Below are 25633 nucleotides of genomic sequence, written 5' to 3' on the forward strand. Positions count from 1 at the left end.
TTGACAGCGGCACACCCACCTCGCACAATTGAACGGTGTTCAATTTCTTTGATGACCTCGCCGGCCGGCAGTTGACCGGCGCCACCCTGACCCGCGAGGAGGCACATGCCATCCTCGAATCCACCGACGACCAGCTGCTGGAGGTGGCGGCAGCGGCAGCGCGCCTGCGCCGCGCCCACTTCAGCAACACCGTCAAGGTGAACTACCTGGTCAACCTGAAATCGGGCTTGTGCCCGGAGGACTGCACGTACTGCTCGCAGCGGCTGGGCTCGGCTGCGCAAATCCTGAAATACACCTGGCTCAAGCCCGAAGATGCCGTGGCGCAGGCAACCACCGGCATCCGCGCCGGCGCCTCGCGCGTCTGCATGGTGGCCAGCGGCAAGGGCCCCAGCGACCGGGACGTGGACCGGGTGGCCGGCATGGTCAGCGAGCTCAAGGACCAGCACCCCGACGTTGAGGTGTGCGCCTGCCTGGGCATCCTCAAGGAGGGGCAGGCAGGACGATTGAAGACCGCCGGGGTTGACGCCTACAACCACAATCTGAACACGAGCGAGGAGATGTACGCGGACATCTGCTCAACACACGAGTTTTCCGACCGCGTGCGCACCGTGGAGCAGGCCAAGGACGCAGGCCTCTCCCCCTGTTCCGGAGTGATCGTGGGCATGGGCGAAAGCCACGATCAGCTCATAGACGCCGTGTTTGCCCTGCGCGAACTGGGCAGCGATTCCATCCCCGTGAACTTCCTGATGCCCTTTGACGGGACCCCGCTGGAGGGCACCTGGCTGCTGACCCCTGCCGCCTGCCTGCGCGTGCTGGCCCTGGTCCGTTTTGCCTGCCCCGCCACGGAGCTGCGCATGGCTGGCGGGCGCGAGATGCACCTGCGCACGCTCCAGCCGCTGGCCCTGCATGTGGCCAACTCCCTGTTCCTGGGCGACTACCTCACCAGCGAAGGCCAGGAGGCTACGGCGGACCTGGACATGATTGCGGACAACGGTTTTGTGGTGCTGGGCAGCAATCAGGACCAAGAGACGGACGACGGCGCGCCCTCCCCCGAAGGGTCCCTCACCATCCGCCGCCGGGGCGCGGGCACGTCGATGGCCCCCAATGCTTGATGGCACCGGAGCGGCACCAACCATCACGGCGGCCGCAGCGGACACTCCTCCTGTCCGCGCCACACTCATCCAGCGCGACCGCGGATTGTTGTGGCACCCCTATGCCCCCTTGGACGGTGACGCACCCTATGCTGTGCACAGTGCGCACGGCACGCGGCTGAGCCTCTCCTCGGAGGACGGCAGCCGCTTTGAGGCGGTGGATGCCATGAGTTCGTGGTGGTCAGCCATCCACGGCTACCGGAACCCCGCCTTGGATGCGGCCCTGCTGGAACAGGCCGGCCGCTTCAGCCACGTCATGTTTGGCGGCCTGACGCATGAGCCGGCCGTGCGGTTGGCCGAACAATTGGCCGCCATGACCGGACTGGACCATGTCTTCTTTGCCGACTCCGGCTCGGTGTCCGTGGAAGTGGCCCTGAAGCTGGCTGTGCAGTTCCAGTTGGGGCACCGCCGGCCTGGACGCAGCCGTTTTCTGGCCCTGCGTGGCGGCTACCATGGCGACACTTTTGCCGCCATGGGCGTGTGCGACCCCGTAGACGGCATGCACGCGGCTTTTCCCGCCAACATTGCCGAGCAGTTGTTCCTGCCGCGTCCGCCCGCCGCCCGGCTCGTCGGTGGTGTGCTGAGTGCCGACACGGCTGAGGTGTCCACATGGATTGCCGCCCTTGAGGCAACGGTTCGCGCCCACAGTGACGAGCTGGCGGCCATCATTGTGGAACCCGTACTGCAGGGCGCTGGCGGCATGCATGTTTATGCCCCCGAATGCCTGGCCGCAGCCCGGCGGGTGGCCGATGAGAACGGCGTGCTGTTGATTGTGGATGAGATCGCCACGGGTTTTGGCCGGACGGGGAAACTGTTTGCCTCTCAATGGGCGGACGTGGTTCCGGACATCATGTGTGTGGGCAAGGCCCTGACCGGCGGCTACCTGACCTTGGCCGCCATGCTGTGCTCCGCCCGTGTGGCTAAGGCGGTCACCGAGTCCCCGCTCCGGGCGCTGCTGCACGGTCCGACGTTCATGGCCAACCCCCTGGCGTGCGCCGTAGCGTCGGCCTCCCTGGATCTGCTGACAACCCACGGCTGGCAGGATCAGGTGGCCGGTATCGAACACGGCCTGGCTGCTGCCCTGGCCCCGGCGCGTTCGCAGGCGTCGGTCAAGGAAGTTCGGGTGTTGGGTGCCGTGGGTGTGGTGGAACTGTCCTCGCCCGTGGATGTGCCAGCCGTAACAGCGGCGGCGCTGGCGTGCGGTGTCTGGATCCGGCCGTTCCGCAACCTCATCTACACCATGCCACCGTTCATCAGCTCAGCCGACGACGTGGCCGCGATCGGCGCAGGAATCTGTGCCGCCGTGGCCCAGGTGCACGGCTGATGGCCGGTGCAACAACCGCCATGCAGACGTGGCTTGGCTCGCGGGCCGATGTCCGCAAACGGCGCGGACTTCAGCGCAGCACCGAGCCGCAGAACACGCTGGTGGATCTGGCCTCCAACGACTATTTGGGTCTCGCCGCCGATCCCCGCGTCATTGACGCAGCCACCCAGGCTCTGCACCAATTCGGCGCCGGAGCCCGCGGTTCCCGCGTGGTGTGCGGCACCACGGCGGCCCACCAGGATCTGGAAAAACAGCTGTGCCTCCTGACCGGACAGGAGGCGGCGCTGGCTTTCTCCAGCGGCTACACCGCCAACATCGGGGTACTGACAGCCTTGGGCGGCCCCGGAACTCTCATCATTCACGACGCCCACGTGCACGCATCCCTGCTTGACGGCATCAGGCTCTCCCGCTCCCCCGCACTCGAGGTGGCCCACCACGACGTGGCCGCCATTGCCGCTGCCCTGGCCAACCGCACTCAGCCGCGGGCCATCGTGGTGCTGGAATCCATCTACTCCGTGCTCGGCGATGCCTCCGATTTGGCCGCCGTCGCCGGCCTGTGCGCCACTTTTGACGCCCTGCTGCTGGTGGACGACGCCCACGGTCTCGGGGTCGCCGGCCAGGGGCGGGGCGCCGTCCATGCCGCCGGACTGGCTGGCGCGGCGCATGTTGCCGTGACAGCCACCTTGTCCAAGGCGCTGGGGTCCCAGGGCGGAGCCGCATTGGGCTCGGCCCTGCTCCGGGACCACCTGGTTAACACGGCCAGGACGTTCATCTTTGACACGGCCCTGGCACCGGCCGCGGCTGCCGCAGCCGCGCGCGCAGCAGCCATTGTCCGGCAGGAGCCAGAATTGGCGCAGCGGGTGCTGGCGAACGCGGCCGTTCTGGCCGCCCGGTGCGGTGTTCCGCAGGCCGCGGGCGCCGTCCAATCCATCCCGGTGGAATCGGCCAGCCGGGCAGCCGAGTTGGCAGCGGAGCTGCGGGCACAGGGTGTCTCAGTGGGCTGCTTCCGCCCGCCCAGCGTGCCCGACGGCGTATCCCGGCTCCGGCTGACGGCTCGCGCCAACCTCACGGACACGGACTTGGAATGGGCTGCCAACACCGTGGCGCGTGCGCTGGCAGCCGGCAGGAACGGTGGTCCGTCTTGAGCTACACAGTCATTGGCGAGCCTGCCCAGGTGCGGGACATCATGCGCCGCACGGACGACTTTGCCCCGACCAACGCCCTGACCTCGGTGGTTCCGCTGGCCCCGGCCACTCTGCGCATTCTGAGCAAGGTCCGTTTTGCGCTGCCCCCGGTGCTGGCTTCTGCCACAGGGGCCCAGCACCGAGCAGTGCGCACCATGGTGGGCCGCTTTTTTACGCCCGCCAAGGTTGCCGCCATTGAACCGCGGGTCCGTGAGCTGGCACGGCACAGGCTCGCGGCCACCAGCATGGCGCTTGGGCAGGGCCCGGTGGATCTGGCGGAGCACGTGGGCAGGCACATCCCGCCCGTCGTCATGGCCGAGCTCACGGGGCAACCCACGCCGAAGCTGGACCTCTTGAAACGGTGGAGCAGGGATTCCCTGGAGCTGTTCTGGGGCTGGCCGGATCCCGAGCGGCAACTCCTCCTGGCCCACAGCGCCGCGGAATTCTACGTGTGGCTTCGGCAGGAGGCGGCAGCCGCCCGGGGCACTTCATCGCTGTTTGGTGTGCTCGACGCCGCAGGCCTCTCCAGCGCCGAGGTGTGTTCCCTGGGCTACTTCTTGGTCATTGCCGGCCAGGAAACCACCGCGCAGCTCATCAACACGGTGCTGTTCCGCGGGCTTGAATCCGCCGCCCGGGCAACCACCGGCAGCTGGGCCGCCCTGAGTGAACCGGAGGCCGCCCGCAACCATGTCCGCGCGGTGTTGGCCACCGAATCCTCCGTCCACACCTGGCGGCGCGCTGCCCTTCGCGACACCCAGGTGGCGGGGCAGGCCATCCCGGCCGGGGCGGAAATCTTGTTGGAATTGTCGGGACGGCACCCCGGGCAGGCGGCACCGACCGCCTATTCGCTGGCATTTGGCCACGGCCTGCACCGCTGCCTCGGCGCAAAACTGGCCGAACTGGAAACCGCGCTGGTCCTGGAGGAAACCGCCAGAGCCCTGCCCCTCCTTGAACCGGCCGGTGCCCCGCCGCAGTGGCTGCGGCTGCTTTCCTTTCAGGCCCCGCTCACTGTCACTGCCCAACTCACCAACAAGGAATTCCCATGAGCGTCACCTACATAACGGGCACCGACACCGACGTTGGCAAAACGCTGACGACGGCGGCCCTGGCCGTGGCGCTGTCAGCCGCCGGGGCCGCCGTGGCCATCTACAAGCCGACCCAAACCGGAGCTTCCGGAAGCGAGCACGGCGACGTTGACGAGGTTTCCCGGCTCAGCGGCGTCCACTCGATTCATGAGGGCATCCGGCTCGGTGACCCCATGGCGCCACGTGCCGCCGCGGGCCGGGCCAATCGTGAATTGCCGGATCTGACTCACCATGTGGCCCGCATTGCGGAACTGGCCGCCAGCCATGACCACGTGCTGGTGGAGGGCGCCGGCGGATTGCTGGTGGAACTCGATGCCGACAGCCACACCCTGGCGGACCTCGCGGCGGCTGCCACGGGAGCCGCCCTGAGCCATTTCGTGGTGGTGTGCCGCAGTGGTTTGGGAACGCTGAATCACACCGCCCTGACAGTGGAGGCACTGCACCGCCGCGGCTTTGCCGGCCCGGCACTGGTGATCGGCTCCTGGCCGGCAACGCCGTCGGACGTTGAACTCAGCAACCGCGAAAGCCTGCGCGGAACTGAGGGAACGCAGTTTCTGGGCTGCCTGCCAGCCGGGGCATCCCGGCTGGCACCGCGGACATTCCGTGAACTGGCGACCCAATGGCTGCACCTGCCTCACTGCTAAGAGATTGCGTTACTTCTTCGCGGGCAGAACCAGTTCGCCTGTCTTGTCCGACGGCGACGATGGGCGAGGACGACGCGCTGACGACCGCCGCCGACAGCATCACACGTCGGCTATACCCTCACCTGTGGAGAGCTGCTAATGTGGGCAACCCAAAGCAAAGGAGGGCCCCGTGGGCAAGGTGGTCATGAACAGCTCGGTATCGGTGGACGGCTTCGTCGCGGACATGAACGACCAGCCCGGACCGCTGTTCGACTGGTTGCTCAGTGGTGACGTCCCGCTGGACGACAGCGGTGTGCTGAAGGTGTCGCAGACCTCCTACGACTACATCCGGCCGTACTGGGATCATATCGGGGCGACAATCGTTGGCCGCCACGTCTTCGACATGACGGACGGCTGGGACGGGAAGCCTCCGGGAGGGGTCGACCACGTGGTCGTCGTGACGCACAGGCCCAGGCCCGAGGGCTGGGACCCCGAGGCGCCGTTTCACTTCGTCGACGGCGTCGAGGCAGCCGTGGCCAAGGCGCAGGAGCTCGCGGGTGACCGCATCGTCGAGGTCGCCGCTGGCGATGTCGGTGGCCAGGTGCTAGCCGCGGGCCTGGTCGAGGAGGTGCGCATGGACGTCGTACCCGTCGTCTTCGGGTCCGGCAAGCGCTACTTCGGGTCGGTCAACGCACAGCACCTGTTGGAGGATCCCGACGTGGTGATTCAGGGAAACCGGGTGCTTCACCTGCGCTATCGGGTGCGCCGTTGACCGATCTGAGCCGGTACGCGAAGCAGTCCGCCAGCCAACATCCCCCCATAAGGAAATAACCTCCCGTTTCCGAGAGGTTATTTCTTCACATCTGCAAACCGTTGCGCCCCGCCACCACTATCGTGGCTCTATGGCCGCAAAGGAACGGCGAGTTCCGGCAAGTACACCTTGCCCCCGGTTGCCAGAAACTCCTGACTCTTCTCACGCATGCCCGCGTACATATCGGCAATGGCCGCCTGCGACTCGGCCGAACCATACTCGTCCCTGATGTCCTGGCTGATGCGCATTGAACAGAACTTCGGGCCGCACATGGAACAAAAGTGGGCGGTCTTTGCCGGTTCGGCAGGCAGCGTTTCGTCGTGGAAGGACTCGGCAGTGACCGGATCCAACGACAATGCGAACTGGTCACGCCAACGGAACTCGAATCGAGCCTTGGACAAGGCGTCATCGCGCTCCCTCGCCCCGGGGTGCCCCTTGGCCAGGTCCGCAGCATGCGCAGCGATCTTGTAGGTGATCACCCCGGTCTTCACATCGTCCTTGTTGGGCAGGCCCAAATGTTCCTTGGGGGTCACGTAACAAAGCATGGCTGTGCCGTAGCGGGCAATCTCCGTCGCCCCGATGGCCGAGGTGATGTGGTCGTACCCAGGTGCTATGTCGGTGACCAGCGGCCCCAGTGTGTAGAAGGGGGCTCCCTTGCAAAGCTCCTGCTGGCGTTCAACATTTTCCCGGACCAGGTGGAACGGGATGTGTCCCGGGCCTTCAACCATGACCTGGACATCGTGTTCCCACGCCCGCTGTGTCAATTCGGCAAGGGTGTCCAGTTCTGCAAATTGGGCGGCGTCGTTGGCGTCGGCAATGGAGCCTGGGCGCAGGCCGTCGCCCAGCGAAAATGCCACGTCGTACTGGGCGAAGATCTCGCACAGCTCGTCAAAGTGCGTGTACAGGAAATTCTCTTGGTGGTGGGCAAGACACCAACCCGCCATGATGGCCCCGCCGCGGGAAACAATGCCAGTCACACGATTGGCGCTCAAGGGGACGTAGCGAAGCAAGACACCCGCATGGATGGTCATGTAGTCAACGCCCTGCTCGCACTGTTCAATCACCGTGTCCCGGAAGATTTCCCAGGTCAGGGCGTTGGCTTCGCCGTTGACCTTTTCCAGGGCCTGGTAGATAGGCACGGTGCCGATCGGGACGGGGGCGTTGCGGATGAGCCATTCCCTGGTGGTGTGGATGTCATCGCCGGTGGACAGGTCCATGACAGTATCGGCACCCCACTGGGTTGCCCATTGCAGTTTGTCGACCTCCTCTGCGATGGAGCTGGTGACGGCCGAGTTGCCAATGTTGGCGTTGATCTTCACCAAAAAGGCCCGTCCAATGACCATGGGCTCGGACTCCGGGTGGTTGATGTTGTTGGGGATGATGGCCCGGCCGGCCGCCACCTCGCTGCGCACCAGTTCCACGTCGCAGTTTTCCCGGATTGCCACAAATTGCATTTCTGGGGTGATGATGCCGCGGCGGGCATAGTGCATTTGCGTAACGCGCTGACCGGCCCGTGCGCGGCGCGGCTCTGGAACCAATCCCTTCCACTCTGCTGAGGCAGCGCCCCGGCGCATCGCGGACTTGCCGTCGTCAAGCAAATTTCTGGTGCGCCCCCGGTAGATTTCCGTGTCCATGCGGGCACTGATCCACGCACTTCGAAAGGGTTGAAGGCCCACTACCGGATCGCTGCCCGGCCCGGCCGTGCGGTAGACGCGAAACGGCGCGTTGGCCTGGCCGTTGGGAGACGGCTCCAGCGCGATTTCTGTGACTGGTACACGAATTCCTGACTCTGGATCCACATCAAAGGCCAGTGAATGTGATTTCAGGGATTGCGTTTGCGCCTGTTCCAAACCTTTGGGGGCAGGGGTCATTGTTATTGCTTTGGGGTTCACAGATTGCTCACTTCCTTCGCCGGCATTACCCGGACAGGTTCAACGGTCGCAGGCTGCTTCAGCCTGATCTCAGCCCCTGCAAGGGCTCCCGTGTGGTCGGAAGAAACGCTACCACGCACTACGGCCCACCGTTGGCCATGCAAGCTCAACCGGCGGCGGGGCCAGCGGCCAGGCTCACTCCCCCGCCTCGTTCCGTGCGCTTGTCTGCTCCCGGCTGGAAAATGACTCTGCCATGGCAAGGATCTGCTCCGCCCGCCCACGGGCCAGGGCCGCATCAGCGGGCACAAAGGCCAGACGGGTGCGCCGTTCCAACAAGTCCGCCACGCTGGCGGCACCCTCAGCCTGAACAGCGAAAAGCAGTTCCGCGCCGGTGATCTCGGTCCCATCAAACAGCGGCTCCGCGAGGAGCGGATCCTGCAGCTGGAGCGCCTGCACCGCAGCGGCTTCCGTGCCATATTTCGCCACGAGCCTGGCCGGTGCGTCAATGGTTCCGAGCACTGTGGCGGACGCTGCACCCACCAGCGGCAGGGTCTTGGTGCGGCAGGAGGCTTCGATCCCCAACCGGGCCACCACTGCATCCACGGCGTCCTGGGCCATCCGGCGGTAGGTGGTCATTTTTCCGCCCACCACCGTGATGGGCGCCCCGGGGACATCCCGGATCAGGTGCCGGCGTGAAATGTCGGCGGTACCGTCGGGGCCGTCCCCGTGGGCGGCCTCCACCAAGGGCCGCAGTCCCGCGAAGGAACCCACCACGTCCTCGCCTGTCAGCGGTACCGTCAAGGTGGCGTTGACAACGTCCAAGAGGAAGTCGACGTCGTGCTCCGGAACCTGGGGCCGGTGGCCGTCGGCGGTGTGGTCCGCCTCATCCGTGAGCCCGATGTACACCAGGCCGCAGGGCTGCGGCAGCACAAAGACGTAGCGGCCAAAGTGCCCGGGCACGCCAACCGTGTGCGCGGCATGGGGATTGCCCATCCGCTCCGCCCGTACCACCAGATGGGTGCCCCTGCTGGGGGTCACGCTCAGTTGCGGCTCGAAGTCGCCAGCCCACACACCGGTGGCGTTGACCACCGCGCGAGCCTGGATGGCAACGCGCGCCCCCGTGCGAGTGTCCACGGCCTCCACGGTTGTCGCGGTCAGGCTGCTGGCCTTGACGTCGCGCAGCACATGGGCCCCGTGCCGGGCTGCCGTGCGGACCACGCCGAGCACCAGCCGGGCGTCGTCCACGGCCTGTCCGTCCCAGTAAAGGTAGCCGCGGCGCAGTGCCGTGACGTCCAGTGCCGGCGCCAGTGCGGTCACCGCCTGGTTGGAGAGGAGCTGGGGCCGCGGCAGCGTTTTGCTGCCCAGTCCGGACAGTCTGCGCAGCACGTCGTAGATGACCACACCCAGCGCTGCAGCCGCGCCCTCCCAGGCCGGGGCGCTGCGGGCGTCCGGGATGACAAACCCCAGCGGGCGGACCAGGTGCGGGGCTATGTTGCTCATGAGCCAGCGCCGTTCCATGGCCGATTCCCAGGCCACGGGGAAGTCCATCCTGGCCAGATACCGCAGCCCGCCGTGGATGAGCTTGGAGCTGTAGCCGCTGGTTCCGGCGCCGAAGTCGTGGCTTTCAATGAGGGCCACGCTGAGTCCGCGGCTCACGGCATCCAGGGCCACACCGGCGCCGGTGATGCCGCCGCCCACCACCACCACGTCTACCGTGTGGTGGGCCACGTGCTCGAGTGCCCGCTGGCGGCTTTCGCAGTTGATCCAGCTCGGGTTTTTCATGGTCATGCTCCGCTCTGCTGTGCACCGTTGTTCGACGGCGTGAGGTAGCGTTCCAGCATCTTGGCAAGTTCTGCCAGAGCGCCCTCGAAGGCGTCCGTTTTCAGGAGAACCCGTGAGGACAGGGCCACGCCCTGCAATGCCAGCAGCAGCGTGGTGGCTGTCCCCCCGGCCGCTTCGATGCTGCCGTCCGTCACGCCTGCGTCCAGAAGTGTGCGCAGCTGGTCGAGGATGAGCTGCTGGCTGGCACCAAATCGATCCGTCACATAGGGGATCAGGAATTCCGGGTCTCGCTCGGCGATGGACGCCAGCAGTTCTGAGGTGGCAAACACCCGGACGCTTTCCACCGCGAAGTGCACCAGCTCCTGGCGCCCGGTACCAGTGGGCGTGCCGATCCGTACGGTGTTCGCGTAGCTGCGGAACTCATGGGTGAGGGTTGCCAGCACCGCATTCTCCACCGAACCCATCCGGCGGTAGAAGGTCATGCGCGAAATGCCAGCCCGCTCGGCAATGTCGTTGGCAGTGGTTCGGCGGACACCGTGGAGCACCACTGAATCCCGGGTTGCGGAAAGGAGCGTGGCATCGGCCTGCACGTTGGTACGTTGTGACGTCATGTGTCACACTGTATCCCATGGTGACGAATCTCACAGAAACAGTTTCTCCCTCCGTGTGGCACGGCTGGGGGGACCCCAGCCACGCCCGGCCCCTGGGCGCAGGTGCACTGGAGTTTCTGCGCCGCACCCTCAAGCTCACCAGCATCGACGCCGGCCATCCACCCGTTGACGTGGCCGATGTTCGCGTGGGTCCGGTCGCGCTGGAGGAAGATGACCTGGACGAGATCCGGGCCATTGTTGGGACTCAACACGTCGCCACGGATGCCGTGGAACGCATCCTCCATGCAGGTGGCAAGAGCACCCCGGACCTGCTGCGACGCCGCAGCGGAGATGCACTCGAGGCCCCCGACGCCGTAGTGTTCCCCGGCAGAACCGAGGAAGTGGGGCAACTCCTGGCGCTGTGCGTACGGCGTCAACTGGCCGTGGTGGCCTTTGGTGGCGGAACGTCGGTGGTGGGCGGGGTGGAACCACTGCGCGGCCGCTTTGCCGGCGTCGTCACCCTGGACATGCGACGCATGAACCGGCTCCTGCAGGTGGATCCCGTCTCACGCACGGCCTCGTTTGAGGCCGGCATCCGGGGCCCTGCCATCGAAGCGGCACTCGCCCCGCACGGCTTCACGCTGGGGCACTTTCCGCAAAGCCACCAGGAAGCCACCCTGGGCGGATATGTGGCCACGCGCTCCGCCGGCCAGGCATCAACCGGCTACGGCCGGTCCGACGAGTTGGTCAAGACCGTCCACCTCGAGACCCCCGCAGGCCCGTTCGACGTCGGCTCCCTGGCACCGGGCACGGCTGCCGGGCCAAAGCTGCTCGACGTGGTGGTGGGCAGCGAAGGAACCCTTGGTGTCATCACCGCGGTCACCGTCAAGGTGTCCCCCACGCCCGAGGACAAGGTGTACGGATCCTGGTCCTTCCCGTCATTCGCCGCCGGGGCCGATGCCATGCGGCGCCTGCGCCACGACGGCCGCCTTGGCGACATGCCGCACGTCTGCCGCCTCAGCGACACTGATGAGACGGCGTCGACCTTCAAGCTGGGCGGCTGGAAGACAGGCCTGCTCTCCGGCTACCTGGCAATCCGAGGCCAGCAGACTCCCGTGCTGTCCCTCTTTGTCTGGGAGGGCGACCGTCGAGGGGCCAGTGCCCGGATGCGGCGCAGTGCGCGGATCCTGCGGCGCGCTGGCGGGATCCCGCTGGGTCCGGCGCCGGGGAAGTCGTGGGAGCATGGCCGCTTCAGTGGCCCCTACCTGCGTGACGAACTCCTGACCCGCGGCGTCTACGTGGAGACCCTCGAAACGGCGGCCACCTGGGGCCAGCTTGAGCCTACGTATCAAAGTGTCCGCCGGGCCATCCTGGACGCACTTGAGGCCCGCGGCGGCGCAGCCCATGTGCAGACGCATATTTCGCATGTTTACTCCGACGGCGCGTCCCTGTATTTCACTTTCCTGTCCGGGCTCGAGGAGGACTGGCTGGCCCAAAATGCGCGCGTCAAGGAAGCTGCCTCCAACGCCATCGTGGCGGCCGGGGCCACCATCACCCACCACCACGCCGTCGGCCTGGACCACGCACCCTACATGGGCGCCGAAATCGGGGACCTGGGCATCAAGGTCCTGGCCGGCATCAAAAACACCCTGGACCCTGCGGGCATCATGAACCCCGGCAAGCTCATCCCAACACCTTTGGAGACACAGCCATGAACAGCACTATTGGATCCCTCGCCCATGCAACCGTCCTCATTACCGGCGCCGCCATGGGCATGGGCAAAATGTACGCCCACCTTGCGGTCAAGGACCACGCCGCCCACGTGATTCTCTGGGACATCAATGCCGGGCTGTTGGAGGAGGCCGCCGCCGAGCTCAGCGGCAGGGGTTCGGAGATCCACAGCTACGTGGTGGACGTCAGCCAACTGGAGGATATTGAAGCTGCCGCGGAGAAGGTGCGCACCGACGTGGGCACCCCGGACATCCTGATCAACAATGCCGGCATTGTGCGCGGCAAGTACTTTTGGGAGCACGATCAGCGCAGCGACATCGCCGCCACCATGGCCATCAATGCCTTGGCCCTGATGCACGTCACCCGGGAGTTCCTGCCTGCCATGATCGACGGCGGACGGACGTCGCGGATCGTCAATGTGGCTTCGGCGGCCGGACTACTCGCCAACCCCCGCATGAGTGTCTACTCATCCTCCAAGTGGGCAGCAATTGGCTGGAGCGATTCCTTGCGGCTGGAACTAGCCCAAGCCGGACACCATCACATCAAGGTGACCACATTTTGCCCCTCCTACATCAAGACGGGCATGTTTGAAGGCGCCCGCGGCCCGCTCCTGACACCGCTGATGGAACCGGCCGCGGTGACGGAGCGCGTGTGGCGGGCCATGAAGGAAGGCACACCAATGCTGATGATGCCGTGGACAGTGAAACTGAGCACGGCACTGCGCGGAGTCCTGCCGGTCGCCGCCTGGGATGTGGTGGCCGGGCGAGTGTTTGGCGTTTACAAGTCCATGGAACACTTCACGGGACGCAAGTAGGGGTCCTGCGCTCCATGACCGGCTCATGGTCAATACTCGGGCCAGACGGCGCGTAGAACGCGAATAGCTTCATCCACGTCTACAGCTTCGCGCTTGCTCGCCTTGACGAGTTGCGTGGCTGCGGAGAGAACGTCGCGCGGTATGGCTGACGCTTTTGTGCTGACTCGTGTGCCACTGCCGATGCGCGTGACGAGGAAGTCTTCGCTTTCGAGTGTTCTATAGGCTTTTGCCACTGTGCCAGGTGCCACGCCGAGGTCGCTGGCCAATTGGCGCACGGAAGGAAGTCTTTGGCCGGCGGAAAGTAGGCCGGTCGTGATGAGCCCAAGAATTTGGTCCCGAATCTGGTCGACGAGTGGAGCGCCAGATTCGGTGAGAGTGATGATCATGCCAGCGCTGCCCTGCTGGTTTGTCGTGTACGGGCGGGTAGAACTGTCAGGAGAGTCGACCACCACATTGCCATGCCACAGATGAATGAGAGGAGAGAAGCAAGCTGAAGGGCGGGGCCGAGCGCCGCAAAGGAAGTGCCGAGCTCGAACCATCCTGCTTGCCCAGTGCGGAGGGAGGAGGTGTTGGAGAGTGATTGCAGCACCACACTGAGGTGGAGAAGGAGCCCTCCGGTGCTTACCGACAAGACGTTGCCAATGCGTGCAACTCTTGCGGCGGTGTCGCGCTGTGAATCAACGGCAAGTGCTGGACGCGAGATCATTATCAGAGCGACCACTACGATCGTGGCAATGAGTGCGATCATGATCAAACACGGCGTCGAGAACCACCACCCGTAGATGGTTGTGCTGGCACTGGAGTTGGCGGAGGACCGCACCACGAACATCACATGCCTACCTCTCTCGTCGGGGCTCGAAGCCAATCCTGCGAAGAACGCAATCGAAGAGACCACAGCCATCACGCCGACCGCGGATCCCAGCCACGCCCGAGAAGTGAAGGTCATGAGTGTCCGAGGGGCAAGAGCGGCAGTGCCGCGCGGACCGGGAGCAGGCACCGGGACGATAAGTAAGACCAGCGCAACAACAGTCAGCACGAGCGGAGCAAGGTAACGGCCAAGCTGAAGAAACAGTACTGTGTCCTCGCTGAAGTGTGGCATCCACCATGGAAAGACAGACCACGCGGTGAAGGTGATCATGAACCCGAGGGCGAGGACAATCCCAACGGACGTGAATTGCCGTACGGTTTTCGGCAGGACCACGTGTGATCGCCGACGGATGAAGGATACGCCGCACGCAAGAAGCAGTGCGACGACAGTAGGACCGAACTGGTACAGAAAAATGACCATGAACTCTAACCCCCAAAAGTGTAACAACCCAATGACACAAAGTGTGCCATAGGAGTGGGACACTTTCCAGTATCTTGATCGCGTCGCCAAGAAAGAAAAGCGTTCCCCTAGCGGCGTCTCTTGGCGCGGGCGCCGAACTCGTCAAGAACCCGCACAACATCCTTCGCCAGCCAGATGCGGTTGCGTCTTCCCGTTGAAATTTGGATCAGTATGTCTGAATCAACCAGGCGGTTGATAGCGACTTGGGCATTGACAGCCGAAATGCCAAGCTCAGTTGCAGCGGCGGCACTGTCAATAACTGGCTGGCGAAGGAGGATGTCCACGAGTCGGTGGGCCGCGGAGTCTCGTCTGGCTTTAACGCGGTCGCGCCACTCTATCCGGACGGTTTCCAAGTCCTCTACGAGGATGCGACCATTGTGCACAGCCGCGAACGATGCCTCAGCAATGGAGCGGACTATCGGCGCGATGTCCCCGGAGCGGTATGCACCGAGGGCCTCAAAATAGCGACCCGTGTCGTGGAGCAAACCCGCAGAGACCGGAACGGCTACATTGCGCGTTAGCTGCCCCCCACGCAGCATGGCCTGGATGAGTGCTCTCCCGACTCGGCCATTGCCATCGGGGAATGGATGGATTGTTTCGAATTGGGCGTGGGTAATCGCGGTCTGCACAAGAACGGGAAGGTCGACTCGACTGGCGAAAGCGACCAGATCGTCCATGAGTGCGGTGACCCGCTCGTGATGGGGCGGGACGAACTGTGCAGTGTGGGGCCCCAGGTTCCCTCCTCCGATCCACACCTGCTGATCTCGCCAATGGCCGACGATGTCGGGGTTGCTTTGCTCGAGTAGCGCCCGGTGCATTTCCAGGATGGCGTGGCCATCAATGGAGTCGGACAGTGCCAGAGCTGCTTGCATGGCTCTGACGTTGCCTACGATCAGCTGCGCATTCTTCGAGGCGTGCTCACCGAGTTCCGCCAAGGCGATTTGTCGCGCGCCGCTGCTTAGGTTCTCAATCTCAGAGCTGGAGGCACTTTCGGTGCGCAAGAGAATGGATGCGAAGGGTGCTGCAATCTGCCCTACTTCGGCATCGAAACGAGCGAGTTCACTAGCTGCTTCTTCAGTCAGTGCTTGCAGTTCGCCATCGAGGTGGATTTCCAGACCGGAAATGAAGGGGGGCACCGCCGCCAGATACGGTCCGGCGGCCCGGCGCCTTTGCGTGCGTGAGCCATACTCGTCTTGAACATTGCGCCAGGGCAGCTCTTCATAGCCGAGTGGTGGCCAGGCCACGTCCTGCTCAAACATTGACATTACACAAGCATACCAATGGTTATTTAATTAAGCATTGGTATGGGCCGTCGTTATTCTGATTTACGCCAGCGCCGCCGTCCGGAGGACGAATCGGGATTCTGGTGTCCCGCAAGCCGTTCCCCTGACGGGATCGATCCGGTCCGCCCATCCTGCAACGGACAGCTTGCTCCCCTGATCCAGCAAGATCCCGCGCCCGCCGTGCATGCGCTCGTAGAGGCGGCCGCTTGACAGCGGGATGTTGCGCAACCGACGCCCCAGCGGCTCCGGCCCCTCCCCGAAGTCGTAGCGGATCCCGGTGCCGCTGATCTTCTCGGCCAGAAATCTGCTGACGTCCGGAATTCGTCGAGGGTCGGCGGTCTCCACATCCACCCCATCCTGGTCTTGCTCAACAGCGCTCACCCGCGTGCCCCGGCGGATCTGGGCGCCGGGTTCGGCAGCGCGTTCGGCCAGCAGGCGGTCGGTGACAGGTTGCGGAATACCCAGGACGTAGCCGTGGGCGGTGTCCAGGACCGGTGGCACGGGCTTTTCGATTACGGCGAAGCGGCCCACACCATCGGGGTATTGCTGCCCCAGGGCCAGGAACCTTTCCAACAGACCCCGCTGGTCCATGATTTCGATGCTGCGGGGTGGAGGCCCAGCGAGCGTACTGTCTGGCTCGGCTCCTCCGCCGGAAATGATCACGTCAACCGCCAATCCATGCCGCTCACAGTCAGCTTGCGGAATTCAGGCGGTCATCACCGGACATGTCCCCCACCCCGGGCATTCCGTCTGCGAGCGCGTAGCGAAGCGTGACGGTGCCCGTTGGTGAGGTCACTGCCGGCTCCACCAGCACCAGGTTGCTCGGGACCACACCATCGGCGAAGACTTGCTTCCCGCTGCCTAGGAGTATTGGGTACACCCAGAGTGTGAGCCTGTCGAAGAGTCGTTCGGCGAACAGGGTTTGGACAAGGTTGAGGCTGCCGATGACGTGAATGTTTTGGTGCCGCTCGCGCAATTCGCGGATGGCGGCGGCAGTGTCCGGGCCCAAGTGGGTGGAATTGGCCCACTGAGGAGTCAGCAATTGGCGTGAGGCCACGTATTTGGGCAGGCTGTTGAAGAGCCGCGCAATGCTCCAATCCACGCCTTCCTCCTGGAAGGGCCAATATGCGGCGAAGATGCTGTAGGTACGGCGTCCCAGCAGGAGTGCGTCCATCCCAGCCATACCGGCGTTGATCTGTTCGCCCACAAGCTCGTCCAGTAGCGGCGCCTGCCAGCCGCCATAGGCGAAGCCGCCGTCGTTGTCTTCCTCTGGTCCGCCGGGTGCCTGGGCTACGCCGTCGAGGGTGGTGAACAGGTCTATGTGTATGAGTCCCATACCGCGCTCCGTCCGAGTTGACCGCCGTCGCCCCGGCTGCGGGACTACCCTCAAGGCTGGCACAGTGCCCCCTGCAAATCAATGGCCCCAAGTCGTCAAGGCGTTGATAAGTTTGCCGCAACGTCAGCAGCACCGTGCCTCGGCAGTGATCCCGCTAGAATTTGGGCCGGACACCAATGGGGCGTGCCATGTTCACACCCTTGGAGGGTTTCTTGTCCCCTATCAGTACACGCCAGCGCTCAGTCATGCTGGCGGCCTCCATCGCAGCTCTCGGCGCCGTTGCCCTGGTGGCGGGCTCCGCCTTGGCCGCTCCCGCCATGGGCAGTGCACCAACGCCCTACGTTCCGGTGACCCACAGCGTTGATTTCGCCGCGGGAGCTGCGTCCACGTGGACGGCCCCGGCCAACATCTCTTCTAGCAAGGTCACACTGTGGGGCGGCAACGGTGGAACCAACCGGGGCAAGACCAAACCCAACGGCATCCCGGATGACAACGGCATCCCGGGCGGCACGGGGGCCGCGTTGGCACTGGATCTGTCTGTACAACCCGGTGAAGTGCTCAACCTTTCGGTGGGCTTTGCCGGCAACGATGCCAGCAACGTTGCCGGCCGGCTCCACCGGTACCCAGCAGGCACCAGATGGCGCCGGCGGCTTCACAGCCTTGCGCGCCAATCCGGCCGGTGACATCTTCAGCCACGGCGGCGCAGGTGGCAGTGCAACGCTGTTGTTCACGTCCCCCCCCCCTCCGGCTCGGGCACCCAGTCATTGATTGCCATCGCCGGTGGCGGCGGCGGCGGCGGGGCTGGCGGAAACATCGGCGGCAGCTCGGTGTCCCAAGGCGGCATGGGCGGCTCCTCCACTTTGGCAACTGCCAATGATGGGGATCCCGGTCCCAGCGGCGATGAAGGTTGCCCGCCAGTGGCCGGCGGCTTGGGTGGCCAGGCTGCAACCATGGCAGGCGGCACAGGCCAGTCGGTGGCGGCGGCGCTGGTTCAAGTTGGATCGCCGCTGGCACGGTGGCCACGGATACGGCGCGGCCGGCCGAACTGTTTAACGGCCAGGCAACCATCAGCTGGACTGAGCCCACACCCGTTGCCACCCTCACGGCAACCCCGGCCACTGTGGAAGCAGGTGGAACCGTCACCCTCGAGGCGGCAGTGTCCCTGCTCCCTGCGGTCACCTCCCCCATGGCCATCTTCTCCGACGGCAGCACAGTTCTTGGCCAGGCTCCCGTAGCCGCCAACGGCACGGCCCCCTTGCCCGTGGCTGGTTTGGCCCCCGGACTGCACACCGTAACCGTTTCCATCGAGGCGGCGAACATTGCCTACGCAGTCTCACCACCTGTGAACGTCACGGTCAATGCCGCAGTGGTACTGAGCACTCCTGCGGCCCCTGTGGCACCGTCCACTTCATCGGTTCCGTCTCCCTCCGCCTCAGCTACGGCAACCGCCGCAGCTGAGGTGCCCGGTCTGGCACAGACAGGGGTCAACGGCGCGTTGTTGCTGGTGGGGTCCGCTGTTGTCCTCCTCGCGGCGGGCGGCATCTTGTTGGTTGTTCGACGCCGGGGCTGCGGGTAGCGGGCACCGGCCTGCCGACTCTAGCAGACCTCCGGGTTGAGCTGGACCTCCTTGTGAGGTCCCTCAACCTGGGGGTCTTTTGGATGTCCCCACAGTGCCGTTGGGCATCGGCCGGCCGTGCCGCCAATTCACACCGGTCTTCAGAATTTCACACGTCTATTGGCCATCCAGTTCTCGCGGCAGGGCCTGATGATGAGCCTGGCCATGGGACCGTCTGTCTTCTTTCATCTCGGCTTCAAACAGGTGGCGTTTCCCCTCCACCAGTTCAAGGCGTGCCTGCCTCTCGGCCTCCTTGAACTCCGCGTAGTAGCCGTCGTCGTAATCTTCAACTATTTGAAACGTCCAACGGCCGCTGATGACGTTCCTGCCCACCATTCGCTGCTCTAGGGAGTCCGCCAGTGACTCGTGCCCAGCCGTTCGGAGCAGATCAACCGCCTCTCCCAGCGCCAGATCGGCCGTACCCGTCAGTCGATGAAACCCGTACAGGTATCCGCGGGCATGCTCAACCACCTCCAAAGCCTCAGAAAGTTTCCCCAAGGCCAGCACGGTTGCATCGCTCACCCCGGCACCCCGTCGGTGATTGGCATCCGGACCGTCATCCCGCATTGAAGTCTCCATGATGGACAGCCTATGCCTCCACCACCCAGCAGCCGGGGAAATCATGGCCTCGGACACTGGATGCAATGCCACGGTGCACCTAGAGCAGGGGCCAGTCCGACGATCGCAATGTCTTCAGCGTCTGGTACCGAATTTCAGTTGTCCGGGTGTTCGTCCGCGCGCGAGGGCTCGTTTAAGCATCTCAGGCGCTTTATGCAGCAGTGAACAGCCAGGATTTCATAAAAGCTGTGGGCTGATGGCACCAACCTCTGCACGCCAAATCAATCCATCAGGAGCGCCAGCACGGCGCTGTCCGGTTGCCGCTTAAGGTTGGCCACCACACCTTGCTCGAACAAGAGAAGGACGCGGGGGTTGATGTAGGACCCCCGGGCAATGGCCGGAGTGTTGTGAAGCCATGTCGCAGCGGCATCAACTGCCTCACTAATCGCTTCAGGCTCGGGAACTCCGGAACGATGGGACCGGGACAGGGATAGTGCCGCCACAGCGGTGCCTTGCCAGGTGCGGAAGTCCTTGGCAGTAAAGCCGTGTCCCGCAATGTCACCAAGATAGTTGTTGATCTCCGCGTCGGAAATGGGCTCCCAGCGGGTGCGTCTTCCCTCGCGCACAGCTCTGCAGATGGCTGGACCAGTTCTTGGGGTGCGCGGGATCGAGGTGAAGTAGTCCCGCAGCAATTCATCCGTGACGCGGATTTTCCATGCGCCGCCCGACTTTCCCCGGAACGCGAGCTCGAGGGCACGGCCATGGACAGCAACGTGGCGTCGTTGCAAGGTCGCCACCCCAAAGGAGCCGTTTTCCTGGGCATACGCGGCACCCCCAACACGCAACCCCGCCCGATCCATCAGGCGTACCCCTGCGGCCATCGCACGGCGCCGCCCGTCCACGGTCTGTTTCAAGTCAAGGGAGACACGACGCCGAATGGTTGGCAACCGCTGTGCGAAGGCGAGGGAGCGCACGAATTTTTCCTCGTCACGAGCATCTCGCCAGCGCGGATGATAAATGTATTGAGTGCGGCCCGCATCGTCAACCCCCGTCGCCTGGATGTGGGCATTCGTTTGGGAAGCGATCCACACCTCTGACCAGGCAGGCGGTATGGCGAGATCACGAACGCGCCCCAGCATGTGCTCGGATTTGATGGCGCGGCCGTTTGCCGACCAGTAGCTAAAGCCATGTCCGGACCGCCGCCGAGTAATTCCACCCCGGCCGGGTTCAACGCGTCTCAACTCTTCGATCATTTATGTGCCCTTCGGAACCGGATATTCCTGCATCCAGACGGCGAATTCGGTTTTTGTTCCGTGTGCCGTGGCTCGATATTACGCGCCAAAACCTCATTCGCGCCAACCAGTGGCAGGCTCCGGCCGAAGGCCCCAGCGCTTCGGGAAGGGTTGACGGCAAAGCGTCAAAGTGACAGGGTGAAGAAAGGCGCAGCTGAGTATTCCTACATCAATAATCCTTACAATTCATCGAATTAAGGAGGAACCATGAGCACGAACTCTTCTCCCGCATCTTCCGCTTCAAAGAGTCCAGAAGGCGGGTACGGGTCGCCGGCTCCTGAGGATGAAATGCCCAATCCAGAAACAACAAATTCCGAGCCAAACAACCCGCCTGGCACTGACAGATCCACCACCGACTCTTTGCCTGACGGTTCAGGAAATTCCAGGCGTGGTTCACTCGAGGGGTCAGGGGAGGATGAACCGGGCGATCGATTTGATGCCGGATAGCCGCCCTGAAAACTATGCCATTGCACAAGGGCAACAGAGCATTCAGCAGTACGCATCCGCAAATTCACCAACGCCTTAGCGCTGCCGGGAAACCCGGTTCGAAAAGTTTAGGAATCGGCAGCGTTACTGGCCGTGAGTGATACACGACGGTCGTCTATGATCGACCGGCTTCGACAGGAGTTCTCATGGTTTCCAAAAAGACGTCAAAAGCGAAATTTACGGTCCCCGGCTTGACCCTCAAGAACGGGCACAAGATTGCCGCCGTTTTGCAGGCACGACTTCATGCACTCAACGATCTCCAACTCACACTCAAGCACGCCCACTGGAACGTCGTGGGACGGGACTTCATTGGTGTTCACGAAATGTTGGACCCACAGATCGATCTGGTTCGGGCGATGGTCGATGAAACAGCAGAGCGCATTGCCACGCTCGGGGTATCACCCAACGGTTTGCCAGGCGCTCTCGTTCAGGCCCGAGACTGGAATGACTACTCAATAGCTCGGGCCGCGACTACTGAGCATCTAGCCGCCTTGGACCTTGTGTACGAGGGAATCATTTCAAGCCATCGGGACGCCATCACAGCCACCGGTGAACTGGACCCCATCACCGAGGACATCCTCATCGGACAATGCGGCAAGCTGGAGCTCTTCCAATGGTTCCTGCGGGCACACTTGGAAAGCAACACAGGGGAACTCGTCCATGCAAACGCGGCAACTGAAAAAGCCGCCGCAAAGTCGGCAAAGCAGTAGCAACCCACCCACTCGCGGGTGAGCAACGCCCAAAGAGGCGGTGTGCAATTCATCAGGATTCATCCAGCTGGCGGCAAGTCCCGGAACCAGTCCGGGACTTGCCGTCTAGCTTTCCAGCGACCGTTGCACCTAAACAAGAAAGTAAGGAGTAAGACATGAAGGGGAAACTGATATTTACAGCAGGAGTTCTCACCGGCTACATCTTGGGTTCCAGAGCCGGGCGAACAAGCTATGAAAACCTGAAAAAGTCTGTGAAGTCATTGTGGGCAAAAGACAGTGTGCAAGATGTGGTGACCGGCGTCGAGCACCAACTCAAAAACGTTGCAGATGAATTCGGACATAAAGTCAAAGACACCATTGCAAGCTCTGCGGCACACCAAGATGGTCCCAGCCTGGCCACAACGCCCACGCTTCCGGATGTCACCTCTGACCCGGCACTCAACGACAAGGTAGGCCAAGACTGGGCTGATGAAGGCGGTGCCGCTCCCGCCAAGTAATAGTCAGGTGGCAGAGCAGATCAATAATTCTGCCGGCTCAACGAGAGGAATAGCTCATGACGAAGGACCAGTACACATTTCAAAACCCGGTCACGCGCTACCCGAGCATCAGTCCGCCGGAACAAGACCAGCCCGAGCCTGGACTGGACCGGGATCTTGTGCCCCAAACAGACCGCGGAGAACATTCCTACCGCGGTACGGGACGTCTGACCGGCCGGAAAGCACTTATCACGGGCGCCGACTCCGGTATTGGCGCCGCAGTGGCCATTGCCTACGCCCGTGAGGGGGCCGACGTCGCACTGTCCTACCTTCCTGAGGAGGAAGTCGATGCGCAAGACGTTGTACGGATTATCCGTGCATGCGGGCAGATCGCCGTGCCACTCCCCGGTGATATTGCCAGTGCAGAAGCCGCCCGGTCCCTCGTGGCTGCAGCGGCGCAGCAACTCGGCGGCTTGGACATTGTGGTTAACAATGCTGGCAAGCAGATTTCCGTGGACAATCTTGAAGACCTCAGTGACGAACAATTCGAATCGACGTTCACCACCAACATTTTCGCGATCTTTTGGATCACCAAGGCGGCCCTGCCACACCTGCCAGTCGGCGCCACCATCATCAACACCACCTCTGTTCAGGCCTACAACCCGTCCCCCAACCTCATCGACTATGCGGCCACCAAGGCTGCGATCAACAACCTCACCAAAGGCCTCGCCCAGCAGCTGGCTCCGCGTGGCATCCGCGTCAACGCCGTCGCGCCCGGACCATTCTGGACACCCCTGCAAGTCAGTGACGGCCAGCCGAAGGAAAAGTTACCTACGTTCGGGAAGAACACGCCACTTGGCCGTGCCGGACAACCCACTGAGCTTGCGCCTGCCTATGTCTTCCTTGCGTCACCAGAATCCAGCTATGTGCTCGGCGAAACCTTGAACGTCAATGGCGGCACACCCACACCGTAGAGTCTTGGCCCCCATGAGAACGTTCGCGGTCATTGAGCCTATCGGCCCCGTGCCTAGAGGCGTAGGCTCACAATCAACGCTACAAAGCTTCAGCGGCCATGGGAATTGGGGCGCTTGGATCCGTTCACTGGGCCAGAAAGGACTCAAGGGTTACTCCACGCTGCACAAAGCAGCGCTGATTGAGTCACTGCGGAATTCCTAGTCCGTCCACACCGATCCCAGCAAGGAGACCACGCGAGTCATGGACACCGATTCGGCAGCTGCCAACCCGGGCGGCCAAGAGGCTGTCAGCGGGCGAAACGAAACCCTCGACGAACAGCGTGATCGCCAGTGGATTGACCTGCTGCAGGAGCTGAGAGTCATGCAGACAGGTACACAAATAATTGCCGGCTTCCTACTGACGCTTCCTTTTCAATCCCGGTTCACTGAATTGGATGCCATGGCCACCGGACTGTACTTGGGCAACGTGATTTTGGCCGCCCTGGCAACGTGTTTGATGCTGGTTCCAGTGGCGATGCACCGCGAACTCTTTGCCCGGCGGATGAAGGACCGCCTGGTTTCCTCCGGCCACCGTGTGGTCCGCATAGCGTTATGGCTCATTGGCCTGCTGGTGGTCGGCACCATTGCCCTGGTCTTTGACATGGTTCTAGGAAGATTCCAGGCTGGCGTGGTTTCGGTGCTGTTCGGCTGCACCTTGTTGGCGATGCTGGGCATCTATCCACTATGGATCCGGTCCCGGAGCACCTCCTCACCCGGCCAGCGACGGAGGGGCGCCTAGGCCAAGATGCCCAGCCACTGGTTGATGGGCTGAGGACTCATTTTTGATGGCGTTGCTCAGAAATGCACTCAATCCTTCCATGCCGCCCATGACAAACGCCTGACGCTGGCGGTCGGCCCCCGTGCCGAGTAAAAGGAGTTGCTCGGCCAAGGCCGTGACAATGGCGAGATCACCGGACTCATCCAGTGCCTGGCGGGTTTCCCTCAGCAAGCAGCGAACCACCTCCGAGGCTGGCGCCAGCTTGTTGTTCAGGGGGTGCACCAATTGGGCGCCGAGTCCGTGGCGAGCAGAGTGCCACAACGCCGCATCCAACATTTCCGGCCCGGTTGCCAGCGGCGGCGGCAGTGGCTGGGTCATTGATGTAGCCACCAAAGCACGGCCCAACAAGGCCAACAAGAGGGTCGTGGAGGGCTCCAGTTGGGCATCGGCGACTCGTATTTCCACCGTAGGTTGTTGATCTGACAACCTGGCGGACCACGAAACAGACCCCATGTCCGGGGTAATACCAATACCGATCAAAGCTTGGGTTCTCTTGTCGTAGTCGGCTGCGTCAATGAACGTTGGTGGACACCCGGCTGTAGTCCACCGCCGATACTCAATGGCACGCCAGCTGGCGAAGGTGGTGTCCTTCCCGCACCAAAAAGGGGAGTTTGCCGACATCGCCAGCAGGGTGGGAAGCCAGTGGCGCAGATAATTCAAGGCATTTGTGGCGACATCCCGGTCCGGGATCCCCACGTGTACATGCAGACCGTTGATGTGGTGCTCGAGCGCCAATGTGCCCATGCTGGTGGCAATATCCTGGTACCGCCTGTCCGCTGTCACCATGGGCCCCGCAGGGTTGTTGAACGGCGTACCAACGCCGGCTACCAGCACCCCATGATCCTCGGCGCAGTCAACGAGCGCTGTGCGGAAGCTCCACAGCGCGTGGGCTGCCTCTTCAAACGTTGTGAACACGGGGGATACAAATTCCACCTGCGAGCGCAGAAACTCGGATTGAACAACTTCGCTGCCAAAATTACGCTCGGCGAGATCCCGTTGAACATCCGCCGACAGGGGTACGGGCGTCAAGGATGTGCGGTCAAGCAGGACAAACTCTTCCTCAATCCCAAAAGTTAACACCTTCGGTGCCTCTTTCCACTCGGCCCTGCCTTGCTCATCGATGGGCCCTGGCAGACCCAGCAGCGGGTGATGAGGAGAACGTTAGTCCTGATTCCAAGGACTGTCCACAAATTTCGCCGCGGGAACCCGAACGCCCAGTCGGCGTTTTGCCCCGGCCCACACAGGTGGTTGACAACGCAGCCTATTGCCCTAGCGTGGAGGGAAGAGCCACATCTAATTGGAGGTTGTCATGACGCAGATCAACGGAGAACCAGTAGAAATCTCAACCCGGATCAGGCCAGGTGAATGGACTCCTGAAAGCTTGTCAGAGCTCGTTGCCTCCTACCAGCACAAGCTGCTGGAGATGGGTGCGCCGGAGAGTGAGATCAGGACCGAGCTACAGCAGCCAGAGGACGGCTCAGCTAGTGTCCGCGTGAGCTGGGACCGCCACGGAGTGCGAACATTTGCCGACATGGGGCAGCGCATCCCGCCTGAATCGGAGGTTGCACGGGGGTATGGAGAGTCCATCCCCGCTGATGAAGCAACCGCTGACTCACAAGGACTTGGTGCTGTTCTGGGCGACGCCGAGTGGTCCGCCATTGACGCCCCTCCCACTCCACGGGCGATGAAAGCGGGCGAGAACAGCTCGGTTCCCGACGTCATCATCTACACGGATGAAAACGGAAAGACCTATGTGGAAGACGCCAGCAGCCCCAAGGAACAGTGAAACCTGC

At 63.2% G+C, this 25633-nt stretch carries 27 protein-coding genes and 1 riboswitch; of the genes, 15 read left to right on the forward strand and 12 right to left on the reverse strand.

From position 1 onward, the window contains the following. The first annotated feature begins 35 nt into the window (after positions 1–35). The 6 genes from bioB (at position 36) to CVS28_RS13700 (ending at position 6139) form a co-directional block, all read left to right on the forward strand. Positions 36–1112, forward strand: coding sequence for a biotin synthase BioB (bioB, locus tag CVS28_RS13675; RefSeq protein ID WP_103481880.1), 1077 nt, complete (start codon positions 36–38; stop codon positions 1110–1112). Continuing rightward, on the forward strand, positions 1105–2475 hold the full coding sequence (locus CVS28_RS13680; RefSeq protein ID WP_103481881.1) for an adenosylmethionine--8-amino-7-oxononanoate transaminase: 1371 nt from the start codon (positions 1105–1107) through the stop codon (positions 2473–2475). The genes bioB and CVS28_RS13680 overlap by 8 nt, the downstream gene beginning before the upstream one ends. Then, positions 2475–3620: an aminotransferase class I/II-fold pyridoxal phosphate-dependent enzyme gene (locus CVS28_RS13685; RefSeq protein ID WP_243399896.1), complete on the forward strand. Its 1146-nt coding sequence runs from the start codon at positions 2475–2477 to the stop codon at positions 3618–3620. The genes CVS28_RS13680 and CVS28_RS13685 overlap by 1 nt, the downstream gene beginning before the upstream one ends. Continuing rightward, positions 3617–4705, forward strand: a complete 1089-nt coding sequence (locus tag CVS28_RS13690; RefSeq protein ID WP_103481882.1) for a cytochrome P450 — start codon at positions 3617–3619, stop codon at positions 4703–4705. The genes CVS28_RS13685 and CVS28_RS13690 overlap by 4 nt, the downstream gene beginning before the upstream one ends. Then, the gene (gene bioD, locus CVS28_RS13695; protein WP_103481883.1) at positions 4702–5388 is read left to right on the forward strand and encodes a dethiobiotin synthase; all 687 of its coding nucleotides are present in this window, start codon (positions 4702–4704) and stop codon (positions 5386–5388) included. The genes CVS28_RS13690 and bioD overlap by 4 nt, the downstream gene beginning before the upstream one ends. Before the next feature lie 169 nt (positions 5389–5557). After that, positions 5558–6139: a dihydrofolate reductase family protein gene (locus CVS28_RS13700; RefSeq protein ID WP_103481884.1), complete on the forward strand. Its 582-nt coding sequence runs from the start codon at positions 5558–5560 to the stop codon at positions 6137–6139. A 128-nt stretch (positions 6140–6267) separates the two neighbouring features. On the opposite strand, the gene thiC is transcribed toward CVS28_RS13700, so the two are convergent. The 3 genes from thiC to CVS28_RS13715 all read right to left on the reverse strand — a co-directional run bounded on the left by thiC (position 6268) and on the right by CVS28_RS13715 (position 10442). Continuing rightward, the gene (thiC, locus tag CVS28_RS13705) at positions 6268–8049 is read right to left on the reverse strand and encodes a phosphomethylpyrimidine synthase ThiC (RefSeq protein WP_103481885.1); all 1782 of its coding nucleotides are present in this window, start codon (positions 8047–8049) and stop codon (positions 6268–6270) included. Positions 8050–8064: 15 nt separating this feature from the next. Next, positions 8065–8172, reverse strand: a riboswitch (TPP riboswitch). Between the two features lie 72 nt (positions 8173–8244). Continuing rightward, positions 8245–9831, reverse strand: a complete 1587-nt coding sequence (locus CVS28_RS13710; protein WP_103481886.1) for a glycerol-3-phosphate dehydrogenase/oxidase — start codon at positions 9829–9831, stop codon at positions 8245–8247. A 2-nt stretch (positions 9832–9833) separates the two neighbouring features. Further along, complete coding sequence (locus tag CVS28_RS13715) at positions 9834–10442, reverse strand: TetR/AcrR family transcriptional regulator (protein ID WP_103481887.1); 609 nt, start codon at positions 10440–10442, stop codon at positions 9834–9836. A gap of 17 nt (positions 10443–10459) precedes the next feature. Between CVS28_RS13715 and CVS28_RS13720 the strand changes: the two genes are divergently transcribed. Then, entirely contained in the window at positions 10460–12136 is a 1677-nt protein-coding gene (locus CVS28_RS13720) for an FAD-binding oxidoreductase (protein ID WP_103481927.1), read from the forward strand. Further along, positions 12133–12966, forward strand: a complete 834-nt coding sequence (locus CVS28_RS13725; protein WP_103481888.1) for an SDR family oxidoreductase — start codon at positions 12133–12135, stop codon at positions 12964–12966. The genes CVS28_RS13720 and CVS28_RS13725 overlap by 4 nt, the downstream gene beginning before the upstream one ends. Positions 12967–12995: 29 nt before the next feature. Here the strand turns inward: CVS28_RS13725 and CVS28_RS13730 are convergent, their stop codons facing one another. The 5 genes from CVS28_RS13730 to CVS28_RS13750 all read right to left on the reverse strand — a co-directional run bounded on the left by CVS28_RS13730 (position 12996) and on the right by CVS28_RS13750 (position 16912). Further along, positions 12996–13352 (reverse strand): GntR family transcriptional regulator, encoded by a 357-nt coding sequence (locus CVS28_RS13730; RefSeq protein WP_103466594.1) that lies wholly within the window; start codon positions 13350–13352, stop codon positions 12996–12998. Further along, entirely contained in the window at positions 13349–14254 is a 906-nt protein-coding gene (locus tag CVS28_RS13735; RefSeq protein WP_133159139.1) for a hypothetical protein, read from the reverse strand. Before CVS28_RS13735 ends, CVS28_RS13730 begins: the two co-directional genes overlap by 4 nt. 107 nt (positions 14255–14361) lie before the next feature. Next, complete coding sequence (locus CVS28_RS13740) at positions 14362–15558, reverse strand: Fic family protein (RefSeq protein WP_103481890.1); 1197 nt, start codon at positions 15556–15558, stop codon at positions 14362–14364. A 60-nt stretch (positions 15559–15618) separates the two neighbouring features. After that, entirely contained in the window at positions 15619–16167 is a 549-nt protein-coding gene (locus CVS28_RS13745; RefSeq protein ID WP_103481928.1) for an FAD-dependent monooxygenase, read from the reverse strand. A gap of 100 nt (positions 16168–16267) precedes the next feature. Further along, positions 16268–16912: a dihydrofolate reductase family protein gene (locus tag CVS28_RS13750; protein WP_103466599.1), complete on the reverse strand. Its 645-nt coding sequence runs from the start codon at positions 16910–16912 to the stop codon at positions 16268–16270. 188 nt (positions 16913–17100) lie between these two features. Between CVS28_RS13750 and CVS28_RS13755 the strand changes: the two genes are divergently transcribed. Further along, positions 17101–17595 (forward strand): hypothetical protein, encoded by a 495-nt coding sequence (locus tag CVS28_RS13755; protein ID WP_103481891.1) that lies wholly within the window; start codon positions 17101–17103, stop codon positions 17593–17595. Positions 17596–17673: 78 nt separating this feature from the next. On the opposite strand, the gene CVS28_RS13760 is transcribed toward CVS28_RS13755, so the two are convergent. After that, the gene (locus CVS28_RS13760; protein WP_103481892.1) at positions 17674–17907 is read right to left on the reverse strand and encodes a hypothetical protein; all 234 of its coding nucleotides are present in this window, start codon (positions 17905–17907) and stop codon (positions 17674–17676) included. A gap of 20 nt (positions 17908–17927) precedes the next feature. Here CVS28_RS13760 and CVS28_RS13765 point away from each other — a divergent pair, with 20 nt between their 5' ends. Continuing rightward, positions 17928–18488 carry an Ig-like domain repeat protein gene (locus CVS28_RS13765; RefSeq protein WP_103481893.1) on the forward strand — a complete coding sequence of 187 codons (561 nt, stop codon included), beginning with the start codon at positions 17928–17930 and terminating at the stop codon, positions 18486–18488. Between the two features lie 156 nt (positions 18489–18644). Here the strand turns inward: CVS28_RS13765 and CVS28_RS13770 are convergent, their stop codons facing one another. Continuing rightward, entirely contained in the window at positions 18645–19106 is a 462-nt protein-coding gene (locus tag CVS28_RS13770; RefSeq protein WP_243399897.1) for a hypothetical protein, read from the reverse strand. Between the two features lie 260 nt (positions 19107–19366). Continuing rightward, positions 19367–20338, reverse strand: a complete 972-nt coding sequence (locus CVS28_RS13775; protein WP_103481895.1) for a DNA topoisomerase IB — start codon at positions 20336–20338, stop codon at positions 19367–19369. Between the two features lie 671 nt (positions 20339–21009). On the opposite strand from CVS28_RS13775, the gene CVS28_RS13780 reads away from it, so the two are divergent. From CVS28_RS13780 to CVS28_RS13795, 4 genes are all read left to right on the forward strand, one after another. After that, complete coding sequence (locus tag CVS28_RS13780; RefSeq protein WP_103466608.1) at positions 21010–21573, forward strand: Dps family protein; 564 nt, start codon at positions 21010–21012, stop codon at positions 21571–21573. 155 nt (positions 21574–21728) lie between these two features. Then, positions 21729–22070 carry a hypothetical protein gene (locus CVS28_RS13785; protein ID WP_103466609.1) on the forward strand — a complete coding sequence of 114 codons (342 nt, stop codon included), beginning with the start codon at positions 21729–21731 and terminating at the stop codon, positions 22068–22070. 56 nt (positions 22071–22126) lie between these two features. Next, positions 22127–23023, forward strand: coding sequence for an SDR family oxidoreductase (locus CVS28_RS13790; RefSeq protein WP_103466611.1), 897 nt, complete (start codon positions 22127–22129; stop codon positions 23021–23023). Positions 23024–23264: 241 nt separating this feature from the next. Beyond that, entirely contained in the window at positions 23265–23801 is a 537-nt protein-coding gene (locus CVS28_RS13795) for a DUF6328 family protein (RefSeq protein WP_103481896.1), read from the forward strand. On the opposite strand, the gene CVS28_RS13800 is transcribed toward CVS28_RS13795, so the two are convergent. Next, positions 23772–24920: a carboxylate-amine ligase gene (locus CVS28_RS13800; protein ID WP_165788161.1), complete on the reverse strand. Its 1149-nt coding sequence runs from the start codon at positions 24918–24920 to the stop codon at positions 23772–23774. The genes CVS28_RS13795 and CVS28_RS13800 overlap by 30 nt on opposite strands. Positions 24921–25149: 229 nt before the next feature. On the opposite strand from CVS28_RS13800, the gene CVS28_RS20170 reads away from it, so the two are divergent. After that, positions 25150–25626 carry a hypothetical protein gene (locus CVS28_RS20170; protein WP_243399898.1) on the forward strand — a complete coding sequence of 159 codons (477 nt, stop codon included), beginning with the start codon at positions 25150–25152 and terminating at the stop codon, positions 25624–25626. Positions 25627–25633: the final 7 nt, after the last annotated feature.

It is taken from the genome of Arthrobacter glacialis, from assembly GCF_002909415.1.
Classification (GTDB): domain Bacteria; phylum Actinomycetota; class Actinomycetes; order Actinomycetales; family Micrococcaceae; genus Specibacter; species Specibacter glacialis.